This is a genomic window from Nocardia rhamnosiphila NBRC 108938 (assembly GCF_000720425.1).
Classification (GTDB): domain Bacteria; phylum Actinomycetota; class Actinomycetes; order Mycobacteriales; family Mycobacteriaceae; genus Nocardia; species Nocardia rhamnosiphila.
On record NZ_JOAJ01000005.1, the window covers coordinates 564781 to 580526 of the forward strand.

Sequence of the window (15746 nt, forward strand, 5' to 3'; positions counted from 1 at the left end):
CACCGTCCCCAATACCAACCACCGCAAGCCTCGGCGTACCTCCGCCTTCGCTGCGGCCGTGCGCGGGCTGTCGGCGGGTGTCGCCCGGCTGTGCCATTAGGCTTGGACACCGAACGCGCAAACCCCCAGCCGACCCCGATCGCGTACTCGAGGAGTCGATACCGATGATGCGATACCTACGCCCACGCTTCGGCCGCCGCGGACCGCATGTCCTCGCTCCGGAGGGGGGACGGTGATGTTACAGCCGGGATCGCAGTTCCTCGGACCCGAACAGCGCCGTTCCGCATGGGAGCGCTTGAACAAGGACCACTTCGATGTGATCGTGGTGGGCGGCGGTGTCGTGGGGGCCGGGATCGCCCTCGATGCCGCGACCCGCGGCCTGAAGGTGGCGCTGGTGGAGGCGCGCGATCTGGCCTCGGGGACCTCCAGCCGGTCGTCCAAGATGTTCCACGGTGGCCTGCGGTATCTGGAACAGCTCGAATTCGGTTTGGTTCGCGAGGCGTTGAAGGAACGCGAACTGTCCATGTCGCGTCTGGCGCCGCACCTGGTGAAACCCCTGCGGTTCCTCTACCCGCTCACCCGGCGGGCGTGGGAGCGGCCCTATGTCGCGGCGGGACTGTTCCTCTACGACACCATGGGCGGGGCGAAATCCGTACCGGGGCAGCGGCATCTGTCGCGGCACGGGGCGCTGCGGCTGGCCCCGGGTATGCGGCGTAACTCGATGATCGGCGGGATCAGCTACTACGACACGGTGGTGGATGACGCCCGGCACACCATGACCGTCGCCCGTACCGCCGCCCACTACGGCGCGGTGCTCCGTACTTCCACCCAGGTGGTGGGGTTCCTGCGGGAAGCCGACCGGGTGGTCGGCGTGCAGGTGCGCGATAGCGAGGACGGAACCACCGGTGAGGTCCGCGGTCACGTGGTGATCAACGCGGCCGGTGTGTGGACCGACGAGGTGCAGGCGCTGTCGCTGCAGCGTGGCCGGTTCCATGTGCGGGCCTCCAAGGGCGTGCATATCGTGGTCCCGCGCGATCGGATCGTCAGCGACGCCGCGATCATCCTGCGCACCACCACCTCGGTGCTGTTCGTGATCCCGTGGGGCGCGCACTGGATCATCGGCACCACCGATACCGACTGGAATCTCGACCTGGCCCATCCGGCCGCCACCAAGGCCGATATCGACTATCTGCTGGAACGGGTGAACGAGGTGCTGGTCACCCCGCTGACCCATGCGGATATCGACGGGGTGTACGCGGGCCTGCGACCACTACTGGCCGGGGAGAGCGACGAGACCTCGAAACTGTCGCGTGAGCACGCCGTCGCGCGGATCGCGCCCGGACTGGTCGCCATCGCCGGCGGCAAGTACACGACCTACCGGGTGATGGCCTACGACGCGGTGGACGAGGCCGCCCAGGACATCCCGGCCCGGGTCTCGCCCTCGATCACCGAGAAGGTGCCGCTGCTCGGCGCCGACGGCTATTTCGCGCTGGTCAACCAGACCGTACAGCTGGCCGAAGACTACGGAATACACCCCTACCGGGTGAAACATCTGCTGGACCGTTACGGTTCGCTCGTCGACGAGGTCATGGCGCTGGCCGCCGACCGGCCCGACCTGAAGCAACCGATCGCCGCGGCCCCCTCTTATCTGCGGGTGGAAGCGGTGTACGCCGTGGCCGCGGAGGGTGCGTTGCACCTCGACGATGTGCTCGCCCGGCGCACCCGGATCTCCATCGAGTATCCGCACCGCGGCGCCGAGTGCGCCGACGAGGTCGCCGGGCTCATCGCCCCGGTGCTCGGCTGGAGCGACGCGGAGACCGACCGCGAGGTCCGGACCTATCTGGCCCGGGTGGACGCCGAGGTGCGGTCACAGACCCAGCCCGACGATGCCTCCGCCGATGCGCTCCGGATCGCCGCGCCCGAACCCCGGCCGGAAATCCTGGAACCGGTGCCCACCGAGGGCTGAACCGTCCCGCGCCGCCGCGGACCCCCGCTCAGTGGGCGGCGGGGTAGTGGTTCGGTGTCGTGGTGGTCGCCGGTCCGAGCGGTACGGGGGCCGGCGCCTGCGGGGTCGCGGCGGGATGCAGCAGGAAGTAGCAGAACGCCGCGGTCGCCACGATGGCCAGTACCGCGGAGAGCAGTTTGCCGGTGAGGGCGGCCAGTCGGACGGTTCGGGTGTACATGGGACCTGCTTCCGGTGCGGTACCCGTGTGTCGTCGGAAAGCGGCCGATCATTACTGCGCTCATGGCGGCCGTCACAGAAGAGGCGACGGCCGGTATGCGACAGCGTACGTGCTCAGACGGGTGGGACCTGGCATTTGGGGCAGTAGTAGATACCGCGTTCCCGGTAGCTCACCCGGTCGTTGCGCGGCATCTTCTCACCCAGCATGTCGACCCGCAGGGAGGTCCCGCACCGGCGGCAGGGCCGGTGGGCCAAGCCGTAGACCAGCGGTCGCCAGGGCGGCCCGTGCGCGGCCCGATACATGACGCGCTGCGCTTCGTTCACCAGCGCCGGCAGATCCTCCACTTCACCCACCGGGCGAGCCGGATGGACCCGGCGCAGATAGCAGATCTCGCTGCGGTAGATATTGCCGATCCCGGCCAGGTTGCGCTGATCGAGCAGGGCGACACCGATCGGCACATCCGGTGCGCGGGTGAGCCGGTCCAACGCCTCGGCGGGATCCCAGCCGGGACCGAGCAGATCCGGCCCCAGATGATCGATGGCGGTGTGCTCGTCCCGGCGGCGCAGCACCTCCACGAGGCCGAGATCGAATCCGACGGCCTCGGCCTCCGCGGTGCCGAGCACGATCCGGGCGGCGACCCGCGGTTTTGTCCAGCGCTGCCCGCAGTGGAAGACCCGCCAGCTGCCCTCCATTTTCAGATGGGTGTGCACACTGACCGTCTCGGTGCGGATGAACAGATGCTTTCCGTAGCTGCCCACGCTCTCCACGACCTGGCCGCGCAGATCGACGCTCGCGTATCGGGGCACACGGAAATCGCTACGGGTCAGCGTCGCGCCCTCGAGTGCGGCGCGCAGCCGCCGCGCGGCGCGGAACACGGCATCACCCTCGGGCATGAGCGCCAGTATCCCTCGGCGTCGCCTCCGGCGCCGCGGGGTCGGGCCGGTGTCCGTGGCCCCGCCTCCGGGAGGTCGGGTCGAGGCTCACACTACGGTAAGCGCTCAATGGTCGCCTCGCTATCGGCGCCCGACCGCACGCCGTAGGCGCAGGCCCCGCGGGGTGGTGGCGAAACCGGCCGCGGTGAGGAACTCGGCGAAGGTGTTGCCGTGCACCGATTCGCCGTCGACCCGATCGATGACCAGTGAATCCGCCCGGCCGGTCCGGACGAGATCGGCCAGCGCGCCGGCCGCCGCCTGCCGGGCGGCGGGATCCTCGGTACAGGTGAGCAGGGTTTTTCCGCCGCGTTCCAGATAGAGGACCAGCTCGCCGTCGACCAGTACGACCAGCGCGCCCGCCTTGCGGCCCGGCCGGTGACCGACCCCGCCCTCGGTTTTGGGCCAGGGCAGGGCGGCGCCGTAGGGGTTGGCCGGATCGCAGGCCGCCAGGGCCAGCGCCGCCCCGGCGGGCCGCCGGTCGCCGTCGAACGAGCGCAGCCGGTCCACCACGTCGGTGGTGGAGAACTGCGCGCCGCCCAGCGAGTCGACGAAGTATCCGCGGCGGCAGCGGCCACGGTCCTCGAATTCGCTGAGCACGCGGTACATCAGTGCGAAACCGCCGGGTACGCCCTCGCTCTGTACCGAACCCTTGGTGAGCACGCCGTAGCGCTCGAGCAGCAGGTCGGCGGTGGCGTGCGCGCGGACCGTATTGTCGGTCGCGCGCTCGGGTAGCAGGGACCAGCGCCCGGCCACGGTGGGCGGACCCGACCGGCTCGGCATCGCGGGCCGGGGCAGGTAGGTGCGTCCGCGGGGTGCGCGCCGTGGTGTGCGGTGTGCGGTCGGGGTCCGGGTGGAGCCGGAGAGCCGGGCGCGCACCGGGGCGAACGTATCGCCGGAGACGAGGCCCGCCCACACCAGGTCCCACAGGGCGGCCGCGACCGCGGCATCGTCCAGTAAGCCCGTCGCGTCCGACAGTTGGCGGAAGAAATACGCTCCGCCACTGTGCGACACCGAAGGCGTGGGCTCGGCTTCGGTCCGGTGGCCCGGCGGTGTGGTGAGCGCGGGTCCGGCGCCGAGCGCGGTCAGCAGCGTCAGGTGGGTTCCGGTGAACTCCGGTTCGTCGGCCGGCGGCAGGGTGAGCGGAGCCTGATCGGCCGGATGCAGCGCGATCCAGCCGTCCTTGGCGTTGATGGCGCCGTGGCCGGACCAGCGCACCTCGCCGGTGGCCATCAGCTCGTCGAGGAAGGCGGGGGAGTAATCGCGGACCCGGGCCGGGAACACCAGCGATTCCCACGCCGACGCCGGCACCGGGACGCCGGCGAGCTGTTCCACCACCGTCGCCACGCCGTCGATTCCGTGCAACTCGCCGGTCCCGATGTGTTGCCAATCGGGCAGGAACCGGCCGAAGGTCGCGGTGGACACCGGTTCGACCTCGTGCCGGGCGGCGGCGAGACTGCGCCGGCGCAGCCGCCGCAGCACCTGGGCGTCACACCACTCCGAACCGCCGGTCTCCGGGGTGAACTCACCCTCCACCACGCGTTTCTCGAGACCGAGACGGTGTAGCGCCGCCGCCGCGACCGCGGTGCCCAGACCGAACCGGTGCGCGACCGATTCGGTGGTGAAGGGCCCGTGCGTGCGGGCGTAGCGGGCCACCAGATCGCCGAGAGGATCGGGTACCGGTTCGATGAATGCGGCGGGGGTGCCGATCGGCAGGGGCACCCCGAGCGCGTCGCGCAGGCGGGACGCGTCCTCGATGGCGGCCCACCACGTCTGTCCCGCGTAGGAGACCTCGAGCGCGCGCCGGGCGCCGGCGAGTTCGGCGAACCAGGCCGCGGGGTCCTCGCGGCAGCGCTCCCGCGCCTCGGCGGGGGTCAGCGGGCCGAGCAATCGCAGGAGATCGGCCAGACCCTCCATATCCCGCGCGTGGCGTTCCGGCGTGCGGCGCTGGAGTTCCGATTCGACCTGGGCGATGACCTCACTGTCCAGCAGTTCCCGCAACTCCACCCGGCCGAGCAGTTCGGCGAGCAGTGCGGAGTCCAGGGACAGCGCCGCGGCGCGCCGTTCGGCCAGCGGACTGTCGCCGTCGTACATGAACTGGCCGATGTAGTCGAACAGCAGCGCGTTGGCGAACGGGGACGGGGTGGCCGTCTCCACCTCGACCAGCCGCACCTGGCGGCGCGCCACCGCGGCGAGCAGTTCCCGTAGCGCCGGCAGATCGTACACATCACGCAGGCATTCGCGCACCGTCTCCAGCAGGATCGGAAAGGCCGGGAATTTCCTTGCCACATCCAGTAATTGGGCCGATCGCTGCCGCTGCTGCCACAGCGGCGCGCGCCGTCCGGGATCGCGGCGCGGCAGCAGTAACGCCCGGGCCGCGCACTCCCGGAAACGGGACGCGAACAGTGCCGACCCACCGACCTGTTCGGTGACCAGGTCGTCGATCTCGTCGGGTTCGAAGACGAACAGTTCCGCACCCGGCGGTTCGTCGGTGGTGTCGGGCAGCCGGACCACGATGCCGTCGTCGGAGGCGTTCGGGGCGGCATCGACGCCGAAGCGTTCCCGCAGGCGGGCGCCCACGGCCAGCGCCCAGGCCGCGTGCACCGGCATTCCGTAGGGCGAGTGCAGGACCAGCCGCCAGTCACCGAGCTCGTCGCGGAAACGTTCGACCACCAGGGTGCGGTCGGTGGGCAACCGCCCGGTCGCGTTGCGCTGGTCTTCCAGCAGCGCACGCAGGTTCGCGGTCGCGTTCTCGTCGAGCCCGGCCGCGGTGGTCTGCTCGGTGAGGGTTTCCGGGGAGGTCTGCGCACCGGCGCGGCGGACGAATTCGCCCAGCGCGGCACCGAGTTCGGCCGGGCGGCCGAGTGAATCGCCGTGCCAGAACGGTAGGCGCCCGGGGTGGCCGAAGGCGGGGGTCACCAGGACGCGGTCGTAGGTGATTTCCTCGATCCGCCAGCTGGTGGCGCCGAGCGCGAAGACATCGCCGACGCGTGACTCGTAGACCATCTCCTCATCGAGTTCGCCCACCCGCGAAGCCTTCTCGCCGACCATGTACACCGCGAACATGCCGCGATCCGGGATCGCGCCGCCCGAGGTCACCGCCAGCCGCTGGGCGCCCGGGCGACCGGTGAGGGTGCCGGCGTCGCGGTCCCAGACCAGGCGCGGCCGGAGTTCGGCGAACTCGTCGGACGGGTAGCGGCCGGCCAGCAGATCCAGTACCGCCTCGTAGGAGGAACGGGGGAGCGCGGCATAGCTGCCGGTGCCGCGCACGGTGTCGAACCAGGTGTCGACATCCAGCGGTTCCAGGGCGCAGGCCGCGACCGTCTGCTGGGCGAGGATGTCCAGTGGATGCGCGGGTATCTTCAGCGCCTCGATCTGCCCGGCCAGCATCCGCTGCGAGGCCACCGCGCAGTGCACCACATCGGTGCGGTGCTTGGGGAAGAGCACTCCGCGCGATATCTCGCCCACCTGATGGCCGGCCCGGCCGATGCGCTGCAACCCGCTCGCCACCGAGGGCGGCGCCTCGACCTGCACCACGAGGTCCACCGCGCCCATATCGATACCGAGTTCGAGACTGCTGGTGGCCACCACGCAGCGCAGCCGGCCGCTTTTGAGGTCGTCCTCGATCAGGGCCCGCTGTTCCTTGCTGACCGAACCGTGGTGCGCCCGGGCCAGCAGCGGTTCGGCGCCGTGGTTGACCTCCGTGGACGGGCCGAGCTGGGCGGGCGGGGCATGGGCGGTGTCGACGGATTCGCCCAGCCGTCCGGCGTAGGCCTCGTTCAGCCGGGCGGTCAGCCGTTCGGCGAGCCGGCGTGAATTGGCGAACACGATCGACGAACGGTGTTCGAGTACGAGTTCGACGATCGCCTCGTCCACATGCGGCCACAGCGATCCGAGCTGGTCGGACTCGCCCGGCTCGGTCATATCCGGGACCGGGACCCGTACCGAGAGGTCGAAGGTCTTGGGTGCGGGCGGGTTGACGACGGTGATCGGCGCCGATCCCACCAGGAACCGGCCCACCTCCTCGGGCGGCCGGACGGTCGCCGACAGGCCGATCCGCTGCGCGGGCCGTTCGGTGAGGGTGTCCAGCCGGGCCAGGGACAGCGCCAGATGCGACCCGCGCTTCGAACCGGCGATGGCGTGTACCTCGTCCACGATGACCGTGCGCACGCCGCGGAGGGTTTCCCGGGCCGCGGAGGTGAGCATCAGGAACAGCGATTCGGGGGTGGTGATGAGGATGTCGGGCGGGGTGCGCTGCAATCGGCGGCGCTCCTGCGCGGTGGTGTCCCCGGAACGGACGCCGACGCTGATCTCCGGGGCCGGCAGACCGAGGCGACGGGCCGTCTGGCGCACCCCGACCAGCGGCGCGCGCAGATTCCGCTCCACGTCCACGGCCAAGGCCTTGAGCGGGGAGATGTAGAGCACCGAGGTACCCGAATCCGGCGGATCGGCCGCGGCCAGCCGGTCGATGGCCCACAGGAACGCCGACAGGGTCTTGCCGGACCCTGTCGGCGCGATCACCAGGGTGTGCTCACCGGCCGCGATCGCCTGCCACGCACCCAGCTGGGCAGCCGTCGGCGCGGGGAACGCACCGTCGAACCACTGCTGGGTGGCGGCGGAGAACTCGGTCACGGAAACCAGTGTGCACCGGAGCACCGACACCGGGACGATCGCGACCCGGCCGGCGCGGGCCGGCCGGGTGATCGACCGGTCAGGCGGGGGCTCCGTCGACCAGATCGGGCCCGGCGAACCCCGGGCCGGTGAATTCTGTTTCGGCGAGGTCGGGCGAGAGCAGGTCGGGGGTCCGGTTCTCGGTGACGAGTCCGGCCAGCCGAATCAGGTCCTCGGTGGTCACCCCGCCGATCGGCCGGAACTCCCGGCTGAGTCGGCGGCGGAGGAATTCGGTACGGGATATACCCAGGCCATTGGCTTGCCGGTCGATCTCGTCGATGACCGCACCGGGCACGGCGCGGATGAGTATGTCTGTCATTCCTCGATCACCTCCTGGCTGGCAGCGGGGCACGATGGACCGGCAGCCGTTATGGTGCTTCGAGCCGGCTACCGGTGACAGTCCGGCGTTTCTATGCTTCGACGGTGCCTGGTGTTCGGAAACTCGATCTGATCTCCCACGGTGTCACCGAGGCGTCACGGGCGGCGCGGTTCCCGGCCGATGAACCACTCACCCCGGCGGGGCGGGCGATGCTGGCGGACCGGACGGTCGAACCACCGGCAGGCGCACGGATAGTCGCGGGCCCGGAGCGGCGGACCAGAGAGACTGCCCGACTATTGGGCTTGGATGCCGCACCACTATCGAGATTACGCGATCTCGACGCGGGCGCCTGGCGTGGTACGGATCCGGGCCTGCTGCCGCCGGAGGAAGTGGGCCGCTGGCTCACCGATCCCCGATACCGCGGCCACGGGGGAGAGTCCGTCCTGGACCTGCTGGACCGGGTCCGCGGGTGGCTCGACGAGCCGGCGGCCGGCGCAGCGCCGCATACGATCGCGGTGACCCATCCGGCGGTGATCCGGGCCGTGCTGGTCGTGGCCCTGGCGGCCGCGCCGGAATCGTTCTGGCGTTTCGATGTGGCGCCGGGCGCCCGGGTCCGGCTGCACCACCGGACCGCGTGGACGCTGCGGCTGAACTGATCCTCCCAGGCTACTGGGCGTTCAGGGCGACCGTGGTACCGAACGAGAGCGGGAAATCGCGGAAGGTCATGCTCGCGGGCACCGATTCGGGGGGTATCTCGAAGACCAGGTGCGTGCCCAGCGACTCATCGGGTTGCAGGGTGCGCGGGGCGGCCGCGGCGGCCGCGCGCTGCGCGGTGGCGGTCACATCGGGGGCGTGCTTCGCGCCCGCCGTATCGCGGAGTTCCTGCCCGAGCGGCAGGTAGGTCTTCGGCTGGGCCGCGATATTGCGCACGGTGAAGCTGACCACCACGAACGTCCCCTGGGCACGTTCGATACCGACCGCGCTCACTCCCGACTCCACGTTGCGTACCGCGAACTCGAAGTTGCCGTCCCGGACCGGAACACCGGGATCGGCGATGCTCCCGGCCGCCGGCGTGTCGTCGCCGCCGAAGAACCGGATCGAACCGGCGCCGCCGACCAGCGCGGCCACACAGCCGCCGATCAGCAGCAGTGGCACGACCACGAGCACGAGCGGCCACAGCACCAATCGGCGCACGAGGCTCTTGCGGCGCCGCGGCGGTTTCGCCCGGGCGCGCGGTGCGCGGCGGCCGGGCGGGGGCGCGGGACGGTGGGGCGCGGGACGGTTCGGCGAAACCGCCGCGCCCGCACTGCCCCCGCTGTACGGCGGGGGCCCGGCGGCCTGCGCCGGACCGCTCCCGGACCCGGGCCGAGGCCTGCTCTCGAGACGGGTGTAGGCCCGGGTCGGGGGGTGGGGCGCCGGAGGCACCGGCGCCGGGTCGCCGGGAGTGTGTCCGGTGTAGGCCCGGGTGGCCGGGTGCGACGGGGACCGCCGCAGCCCAGGGTCGCCGGGAGCGTGCTCGGTGTAGGCCCGGGTGGCGGGGCGCGCGGGGGACGCCGGGTCGCCGGGTGCGTATTCCGTGTAGGCCCTGGTGCCCGGAGGGCCCGCGACCGCTGCGGCGGGCCGGTCGTCCAGTTCGTAGTGGCGGGTTCCGGGATGCTCCATCGCGCCGGGGGGCGGTACCGCCGCCGCACCCGGGAGAGCGCCCAGCGCGGCCCGCGCGAACTCCCCGGCGGTGCGGTAGCGGTCGTCCGGGTTCTTGGCCAGCGCCCGGGTGATCACCCGGTCCAGTTCCACCGGGATTCCCGGGACCAGCGCGCGCACACTGGGTGGCGTGGTCGTGAGATGGTCGTGCATCTGCCGCGCCGGATCGGTATCGCCGAACGGGCGGGAACCGGCCAGGCATTCGTAGAGCACACAGCCCAGGGAGTAGATATCGGCGCGGGCGTCGGTACTTCCGGTGAACCGTTCCGGAGCCATGTACGCCCAGGTCCCGACCGCCAGTCCGGAGGCGGTGAGGGCGGTGCTGCCGGCGCCGTGGGCGATACCGAAGTCGATGAGGTACACGAAACCGTCGCGCCGGACGACGATATTGGACGGTTTCACGTCCCGGTGCACCAGTCCGGCCCGGTGCGCGGCATCCAGCGCCGCCGCGGTCTGGGCGACGATATCGACCGCGCGCCGTGCCGTCAGCGGGCCGTTCGTGCGCAGGACACGGCCCAGATCGTCGCCCTCGACGTATTCCATCTCGATGAACAGGCGGCCGTCCAGCGCACCGTGGGCGTGGATCGGCACGATATGACTGTCGTGCAGGCGGGCGGCGAGTTCGGCTTCGCGTTCGAACCGGCTGCGATAGGTCTGGTCGGCGGCGAGTTCGACGGGGAGCAGCTTGAGCGCGACCCGCCCGCCCGGGCGTCCGGCGGCGGGTTCGGCGTGGGCGAGCCATACCTGGCCCATCCCACCCTGGCCGAGCAATCGCTCGAGCCGGTAGCGGCCCAATCGCTGCCCGGTCATGACGCATCCTTCCCTGTCCCGGCCCACGGTCCGGGCGGTTGCGGAGATCCGGGACCTGCCCGGGGCCGGACTGTACCCCGACCCTATCCGCGGTCGGCGGCGCGGCACAGTGTGAGGTCGCCGACCGATAGCGTCCGCGACCGTGACCCCGCGAAGGCGAACCGGCGTCGGCCGGGCCCGCCGGGCTGTGCGAGGGTGACCGGATGGAGGCGATCGAGATCAACGCGGGCACATGGTATCTGCGCGCGCTGCGGGCCGATGACCGGATCGACGACCGGCCCGCGCTGGCCGCGGGCGGGATCACCGACCCGGACTACGTGGCCCGCCGCGGCGCCGAGTGGGCGGCGGAATCCCATTTCTCCTGGGCGGTGTGCGAACCGGCCACCGCGGAGCTGGTGGCCGAGATCGGGGTGACCCCGCGACCGGACGGGACCGCCGCGGTCGAGGGCTGGGCCCGGCCCGGTCAACAGGCGGCGTTGGTCGCCGCGGCGGAGGCGGTGCGCCGGTTCGCCGCGGGCGCGCTGGGGTTGCGCCCCGACGCGGGGTGATCGTTCACCGGGGCGGTATCAGCCGAGATCGGTGAGTACCCGGTCCAGCGCGGTCACCGCCTCGACGAGTTCGCCGGGTTCCACCGTCAGCGGTGGCCGGAATCTGATGCCGCGTTCGCCGGAGCCGATCATGAGCACCCGTTCGCGTTCCCGCAGCGTGGTGAGGACGGCATCGCGGAAGGCATTGTCCGACAGCGTGACAGCGCACATGAGACCGCGCCCGCGCGGTTCGGTGACCGCGGGCTGCCGCTCGGCGAGGTCACGCAGCAGATCGAGCAGCAGGTCACCCAGTTCGCCGGCCCGCGCGATGAGATCGTCGCGTTCGATGACCTCCAGGATCCGGGTGGCCCGCACCATATCGGTGAGATTGCCGCCCCAGGTGGAATTCAGGCGCGAGGGCACCGTGAACACGGTGTCGCCGAGCTCGTCCACCCGGCCGCCGGCCATGATCCCGCACACCTGCGTCTTCTTCCCGAAGGCCACCACATCCGGTTCCAGCCCGAGTTGCCGGTAGGCCCAGGTGCTTCCGGTGATGCCGACCCCGGTCTGCACCTCGTCGAGGACGAACAGCGCGTCGTTGGCGTGGCACAGTTCCTGGACCGCGCGCAGGAATTCCGGGCGCATATGCCGGTCGCCGCCTTCGCCCTGGATCGGTTCGGCGATGAAGCAGGCGATTCCGTGGGGCCGTTCGGTGAAGGCGCGGGCGGCCTGGTCGAGCGCACGTCGTTCCGCCGCCTCGATATCGATATCCGGACCGAGCCAGGGCGTTTCGATCCGCGGCCAGTCGAAGGCGGGGAAGCGCTCGGTTTTGACCGGGTCGGTGTTGGTCAGCGACAGTGTGTATCCGCTGCGGCCATGGAAGGCGCCGGTCAGATGCAGCACACCGCCCTCGTACCCGGGTCGCGGTGTGCGTCCGTGGAGTTCGTTGTGCCGGCTCTTCCAGTCGAAGGCGGTTTTGAGCGCGTTCTCCACCGCGAGGGCGCCACCGTCGATGAGGAACAGGTGCGGTAGGCGCGGATCGCCGAGCACCCGGACGAAGGTGTCCACGAAACGCGCCATCTCGACCGTGTAGATATCGGAGTTGCTCGGCTTGTTCATTGCGGCCGTGGTCAATTCGGCGCGGAACCCGGCGTCCTCGGTCAGCGCGGGATGGTTCATCCCGAGTGCGCTGGAGGCGAAGAAACCGAACATGTCGAGGTAATCGCTGCCGTCGCGGGCGTCCACCAGATGGCGGCCGCGGGACGCGCGCAGATCGAGTACCAGGTCGAAACCGTCGGCGAGCATACTGGCCGACAGGGTCTCGAACACGCGAGAGGCGGGGATGCGGCCATCTGTCCTGCCATCGCCCGTGCCGGAGTGCTCCAGTTCGATGGTCACACTCCGACGGTACGGGACCGGGGACCGGCTTGTCAGGAAGATTTACTGACAAGTCCGTAACTAATAAGAGTTGTTACGGTATCGGCTACTTTTCGTAGAATGTCTGAAGGATTATGGTGCTCCGGGTTCGGACATTGGCCGTCGCCCGGATCTGCTGCAGCAACTGTTCCAGATGCCGCGGCGAGGCCACCCGGACCAGCAGGATGTAGCTCTCGTCGCCCGCCACCGAATGGCAGGCCTCGATCCCCGGCATGTTCTGCAGCGCCGCCGGGGCATCGTCGGGCTGAGAAGGGTCGAGAGGAGTGATCGCCACAAATGCCGACAGCAGCTGTCCCAGCGCTTCGGGATCGACGTTCGCGGTGTAGCCACGGATCACGCCGCGCGCCTCGAGCCTGCGCACCCGTGACTGCACGGCGGATACCGAAAGACTCGCCTTCTCGGCCAGATTGGACAGGGTCGCCCGTCCATCGGCCATCAGTTCCCGGATCAGCAGGCGATCGATCTCGTCCAGGGTTGGTTTTGCCGGTGTTTCCGCCATCAGCGAAGGCTAACGTAGCGGACACACCGCCGGAACACTGTTGTGAACGTTCATTCTCCGGCCGTGCCATTCGCACAGCGTATTTCGTCCGGCCGAACCCGAGGAGTTCGTGATGACCGAGACCGAACAGAAGACCGTCCCCGCCGGATACGCCGGCCGGATCGGCGCGCTGCTGCGCGCACTGGAGATCGCGGACCCGGCGCACGGCGATATGTCCGTGCGCTGCCCGATCGACGGCGGGGTGCTGATCGGCCTGCGGCCCGACGGCCCCGCCGAAATCGACACCGCGATCACCGAAGCGGCCGCCGCCTTCGCCTCCTGGCGGCTGGTCCCGGCCCCGCAGCGGGCGGCCGTAGTGCGCGAACTCGCCATACTGCTGCGCCGCCACCAGGACGAACTCGCCGAACTCGTCACTCTCGAAGTGGGCAAGATCCCCGCCGAGGCGCGCGGCGAGGTCCAGGAGATGATCGATATCTGCGAGTTCGCGGTGGGGCTGTCGCGCCAGCTCTACGGGTACACGATGGCCTCGGAGCGGCCGGGCCACCGGCTCATGGAGACCTGGCATCCGCTCGGTGTGGTCGGCGTGATCTCCGCCTTCAACTTCCCGGTCGCGGTCTGGGCCTGGAACACCGCCGTCGCGCTGGTCTGTGGCGACACCGTGGTGTGGAAACCCTCGGACCGTACCCCGCTGACCGCCCTTGCCTGCCATACGCTGCTACGCCGCGCGGCGACCGCCGCCGGGGCGGACGGCCGGATCCACCAGTTGATCCTGGGGTCCACGGACGCCGGAGTACAGCTGACCGATGACGAACGGGTCGCACTGGTCAGCGCGACGGGCTCGGTCGCCATGGGTCGCGCGGTCGGCCCGCGCGTGGCCGCCCGATTCGGCCGCTGCCTGCTGGAACTGGGCGGGAACAACGCGGCCGTGGTCGGCCCCTCCGCCGACCTGGACCTGGCGGTCCGGGGCATCGTCTTCGCGGCCGTCGGCACCGCCGGACAGCGCTGTACGAGTCTGCGCCGGCTCATCGTGCACTCCTCGGTCGCCGACGAACTGCTGGACCGCCTGGTGCGCGCGTACCGGCAGTTGCGGGTGGGCAACCCGCTGGACCCGGGTATCCAGGTGGGGCCGCTGCACGGGCCCGGCGCCTGGGCCGGGATGTGGGACGCGCTGGCGCGCGCCCGCGGTGACGGAGGTGAAGTGTTGTGCGGCGGTGAGCGGGTCGAACCCGAGGGTGTGGGGTCCGAGGCGTACTACGCCGACCCGGCGATCATCCGGATGCCCGCCCAGACCGAGGTGGTGCGCGAGGAGACCTTCGCCCCGATCCTCTACGTCCTCACCTACGACGATTTCGACACCGCCCTGGCTCTGCACAACGGCGTACCGCAGGGCCTGTCCTCGGCGATCTTCACCACCGACCAGCGGGAGGCCGAACGCTTCCTCGCCGCCGACGGGTCGGACTGCGGTATCGCCAACGTCAATATCGGCACCTCCGGCGCGGAGATCGGCGGCGCGTTCGGCGGCGAGAAGCACACCGGCGGCGGCCGCGAATCGGGTTCGGACGCATGGAAGGCCTATATGCGGCGCGCCACCAACACCATCAACTACTCCACCGAGTTGCCCCTCGCCCAGGGCATCCGCTTCGATTGACCGCGGCCCCGGTCAGCAGGGTTCGGCGGATACGGGACTGAACTCCGAGAAGAGTTCGGCCACCACGCGGCGGCCGATCTCCATACCGCGCGCCAGAATGCCGGGATCGGTTTCGACGCTGCTGATATCCGGTGACCCGGCCGGCGGGTGGACCTGGCAGGCCGTCGCACCCATCCCGGCGATCACCACGTCCTCCAGCGCCTGCTGACCCGGCCGCAGCTTCCATGCCCGGTAGGCGCCGGGGGCGATGAACCGCATATAGGTGCCGCCGACCACGTCGTGCAACCAGGGCGGCGGTGGCCGGCGTTCGTCGGCCCGCCGGGTCCGCAGGATCAGGGCGTGGGTGGCCCCGGCCTGCAGTGCGCTGCGTACCGGGACCGTTTCCGAGAGGCCGCCGTCGAAGTAGCGGCGTCCACCCAGTTCCACCGGCGGGCCGGCCAGTAACGGCAGACCGGAGGACGCCCGGAGCGCGGTCTGCAGCGTCGCCTTGTCGACGATGAACGGATGCAGGTCCACCGGTTCGCCGGTGCGGATATCGGTGGCGATGGGATGAAAGGTGGTCTCGTTGGCCAGGATGGCGGGGAAGTCCATGGGATGCAGCCCGTCGTACACCTTGTGCACCAGATAGTTCAGATCGAACGCGGGCCGCCCGCGCAGCATCCGGGCAGGGTCGATGGCCCGGCGCATGATCGCGGCGTCGGTCCAGGCCTTCATACCCCGTCCGGCCCGGCCGCACAGCAGCCACGCCGCATTGATGGCACCCGCCGAGGTGCCGTACACCGCGTCGAAGACCCGGGTCATGCCGAGCTGCTCCAGCGCGTGCACCATCCCGCTGGAGTACACGCCGCGGCTGCCGCCACCCTCGACGACGAGTACGAGCCGATGGCCGTCGGCCCGGCTGTCGGATGCGAAACGGCCGCGGATCACCTCCGCGACCGTCGGTTGTACTGCGCTCACCAGGTCACCATACGCCGGAGCGGGTGGCGGCAATCGGCCGCGCACCCGCTCCGGAGCAGTGTGCA

Annotated in this window: 12 protein-coding genes; 4 read left to right on the forward strand and 8 right to left on the reverse strand. The window is 70.6% G+C overall.

Going from position 1 to position 15746, the window contains the following annotated elements:
* The first annotated feature begins 235 nt into the window (after positions 1–235).
* Positions 236–1966 carry a glycerol-3-phosphate dehydrogenase gene (glpD, locus tag IG75_RS0120210; RefSeq protein ID WP_030522507.1) on the forward strand — a complete coding sequence of 577 codons (1731 nt, stop codon included), beginning with the start codon at positions 236–238 and terminating at the stop codon, positions 1964–1966.
* Between the two features lie 28 nt (positions 1967–1994).
* Here glpD and IG75_RS0120215 read toward each other — a convergent pair whose 3' ends face one another.
* The 4 genes from IG75_RS0120215 to vapB form a co-directional block, all read right to left on the reverse strand.
* Positions 1995–2183: a hypothetical protein gene (locus IG75_RS0120215; protein WP_030522506.1), complete on the reverse strand. Its 189-nt coding sequence runs from the start codon at positions 2181–2183 to the stop codon at positions 1995–1997.
* Positions 2184–2296: 113 nt separating this feature from the next.
* The gene (locus IG75_RS0120220) at positions 2297–3076 is read right to left on the reverse strand and encodes a DNA-formamidopyrimidine glycosylase family protein (protein ID WP_030522505.1); all 780 of its coding nucleotides are present in this window, start codon (positions 3074–3076) and stop codon (positions 2297–2299) included.
* A gap of 120 nt (positions 3077–3196) precedes the next feature.
* Positions 3197–7744 (reverse strand): ATP-dependent helicase, encoded by a 4548-nt coding sequence (locus IG75_RS0120225; RefSeq protein WP_156058977.1) that lies wholly within the window; start codon positions 7742–7744, stop codon positions 3197–3199.
* A 79-nt stretch (positions 7745–7823) separates the two neighbouring features.
* On the reverse strand, positions 7824–8102 hold the full coding sequence (vapB, locus tag IG75_RS0120230; protein ID WP_051714743.1) for a type II toxin-antitoxin system VapB family antitoxin: 279 nt from the start codon (positions 8100–8102) through the stop codon (positions 7824–7826).
* Positions 8103–8206: 104 nt separating this feature from the next.
* On the opposite strand from vapB, the gene IG75_RS0120235 reads away from it, so the two are divergent.
* Entirely contained in the window at positions 8207–8758 is a 552-nt protein-coding gene (locus IG75_RS0120235; RefSeq protein ID WP_030522502.1) for a histidine phosphatase family protein, read from the forward strand.
* 10 nt (positions 8759–8768) lie between these two features.
* Here IG75_RS0120235 and IG75_RS37425 read toward each other — a convergent pair whose 3' ends face one another.
* Positions 8769–10613, reverse strand: a complete 1845-nt coding sequence (locus IG75_RS37425; RefSeq protein ID WP_051714744.1) for a serine/threonine-protein kinase — start codon at positions 10611–10613, stop codon at positions 8769–8771.
* 203 nt (positions 10614–10816) lie between these two features.
* Here IG75_RS37425 and IG75_RS0120245 point away from each other — a divergent pair, with 203 nt between their 5' ends.
* Entirely contained in the window at positions 10817–11161 is a 345-nt protein-coding gene (locus IG75_RS0120245; protein WP_030522500.1) for a hypothetical protein, read from the forward strand.
* An 18-nt stretch (positions 11162–11179) separates the two neighbouring features.
* On the opposite strand, the gene lat is transcribed toward IG75_RS0120245, so the two are convergent.
* Together lat and IG75_RS0120255 are read right to left on the reverse strand one after the other, a co-directional pair.
* Entirely contained in the window at positions 11180–12538 is a 1359-nt protein-coding gene (gene lat, locus IG75_RS0120250; protein ID WP_030522499.1) for an L-lysine 6-transaminase, read from the reverse strand.
* Positions 12539–12623: 85 nt separating this feature from the next.
* Entirely contained in the window at positions 12624–13076 is a 453-nt protein-coding gene (locus tag IG75_RS0120255; protein WP_030522498.1) for an Lrp/AsnC family transcriptional regulator, read from the reverse strand.
* Positions 13077–13188: 112 nt separating this feature from the next.
* Here IG75_RS0120255 and amaB point away from each other — a divergent pair, with 112 nt between their 5' ends.
* On the forward strand, positions 13189–14724 hold the full coding sequence (amaB, locus tag IG75_RS0120260; RefSeq protein WP_030522497.1) for an L-piperidine-6-carboxylate dehydrogenase: 1536 nt from the start codon (positions 13189–13191) through the stop codon (positions 14722–14724).
* 12 nt (positions 14725–14736) lie between these two features.
* Here amaB and IG75_RS0120265 read toward each other — a convergent pair whose 3' ends face one another.
* Complete coding sequence (locus tag IG75_RS0120265; protein ID WP_051714745.1) at positions 14737–15681, reverse strand: patatin-like phospholipase family protein; 945 nt, start codon at positions 15679–15681, stop codon at positions 14737–14739.
* Positions 15682–15746: the final 65 nt, after the last annotated feature.

What these genes read in the sequence shown, in the direction of transcription:
- glpD (WP_030522507.1), top strand. Translation starts at nt 236, where the DNA reads ATGTTACAGCCGGGATCGCAGTTCCTCGGACCCGAACAGCGCCGTTCC.
- IG75_RS0120215 (WP_030522506.1), bottom strand. Translation starts at nt 2,183, where the DNA reads ATGTACACCCGAACCGTCCGACTGGCCGCCCTCACCGGCAAACTGCTC.
- IG75_RS0120220 (WP_030522505.1), bottom strand. Translation starts at nt 3,076, where the DNA reads ATGCCCGAGGGTGATGCCGTGTTCCGCGCCGCGCGGCGGCTGCGCGCC.
- vapB (WP_051714743.1), bottom strand. Translation starts at nt 8,102, where the DNA reads ATGACAGACATACTCATCCGCGCCGTGCCCGGTGCGGTCATCGACGAG.
- IG75_RS37425 (WP_051714744.1), bottom strand. Translation starts at nt 10,613, where the DNA reads ATGACCGGGCAGCGATTGGGCCGCTACCGGCTCGAGCGATTGCTCGGC.
- IG75_RS0120245 (WP_030522500.1), top strand. Translation starts at nt 10,817, where the DNA reads ATGGAGGCGATCGAGATCAACGCGGGCACATGGTATCTGCGCGCGCTG.
- IG75_RS0120255 (WP_030522498.1), bottom strand. Translation starts at nt 13,076, where the DNA reads ATGGCGGAAACACCGGCAAAACCAACCCTGGACGAGATCGATCGCCTG.
- amaB (WP_030522497.1), top strand. Translation starts at nt 13,189, where the DNA reads ATGACCGAGACCGAACAGAAGACCGTCCCCGCCGGATACGCCGGCCGG.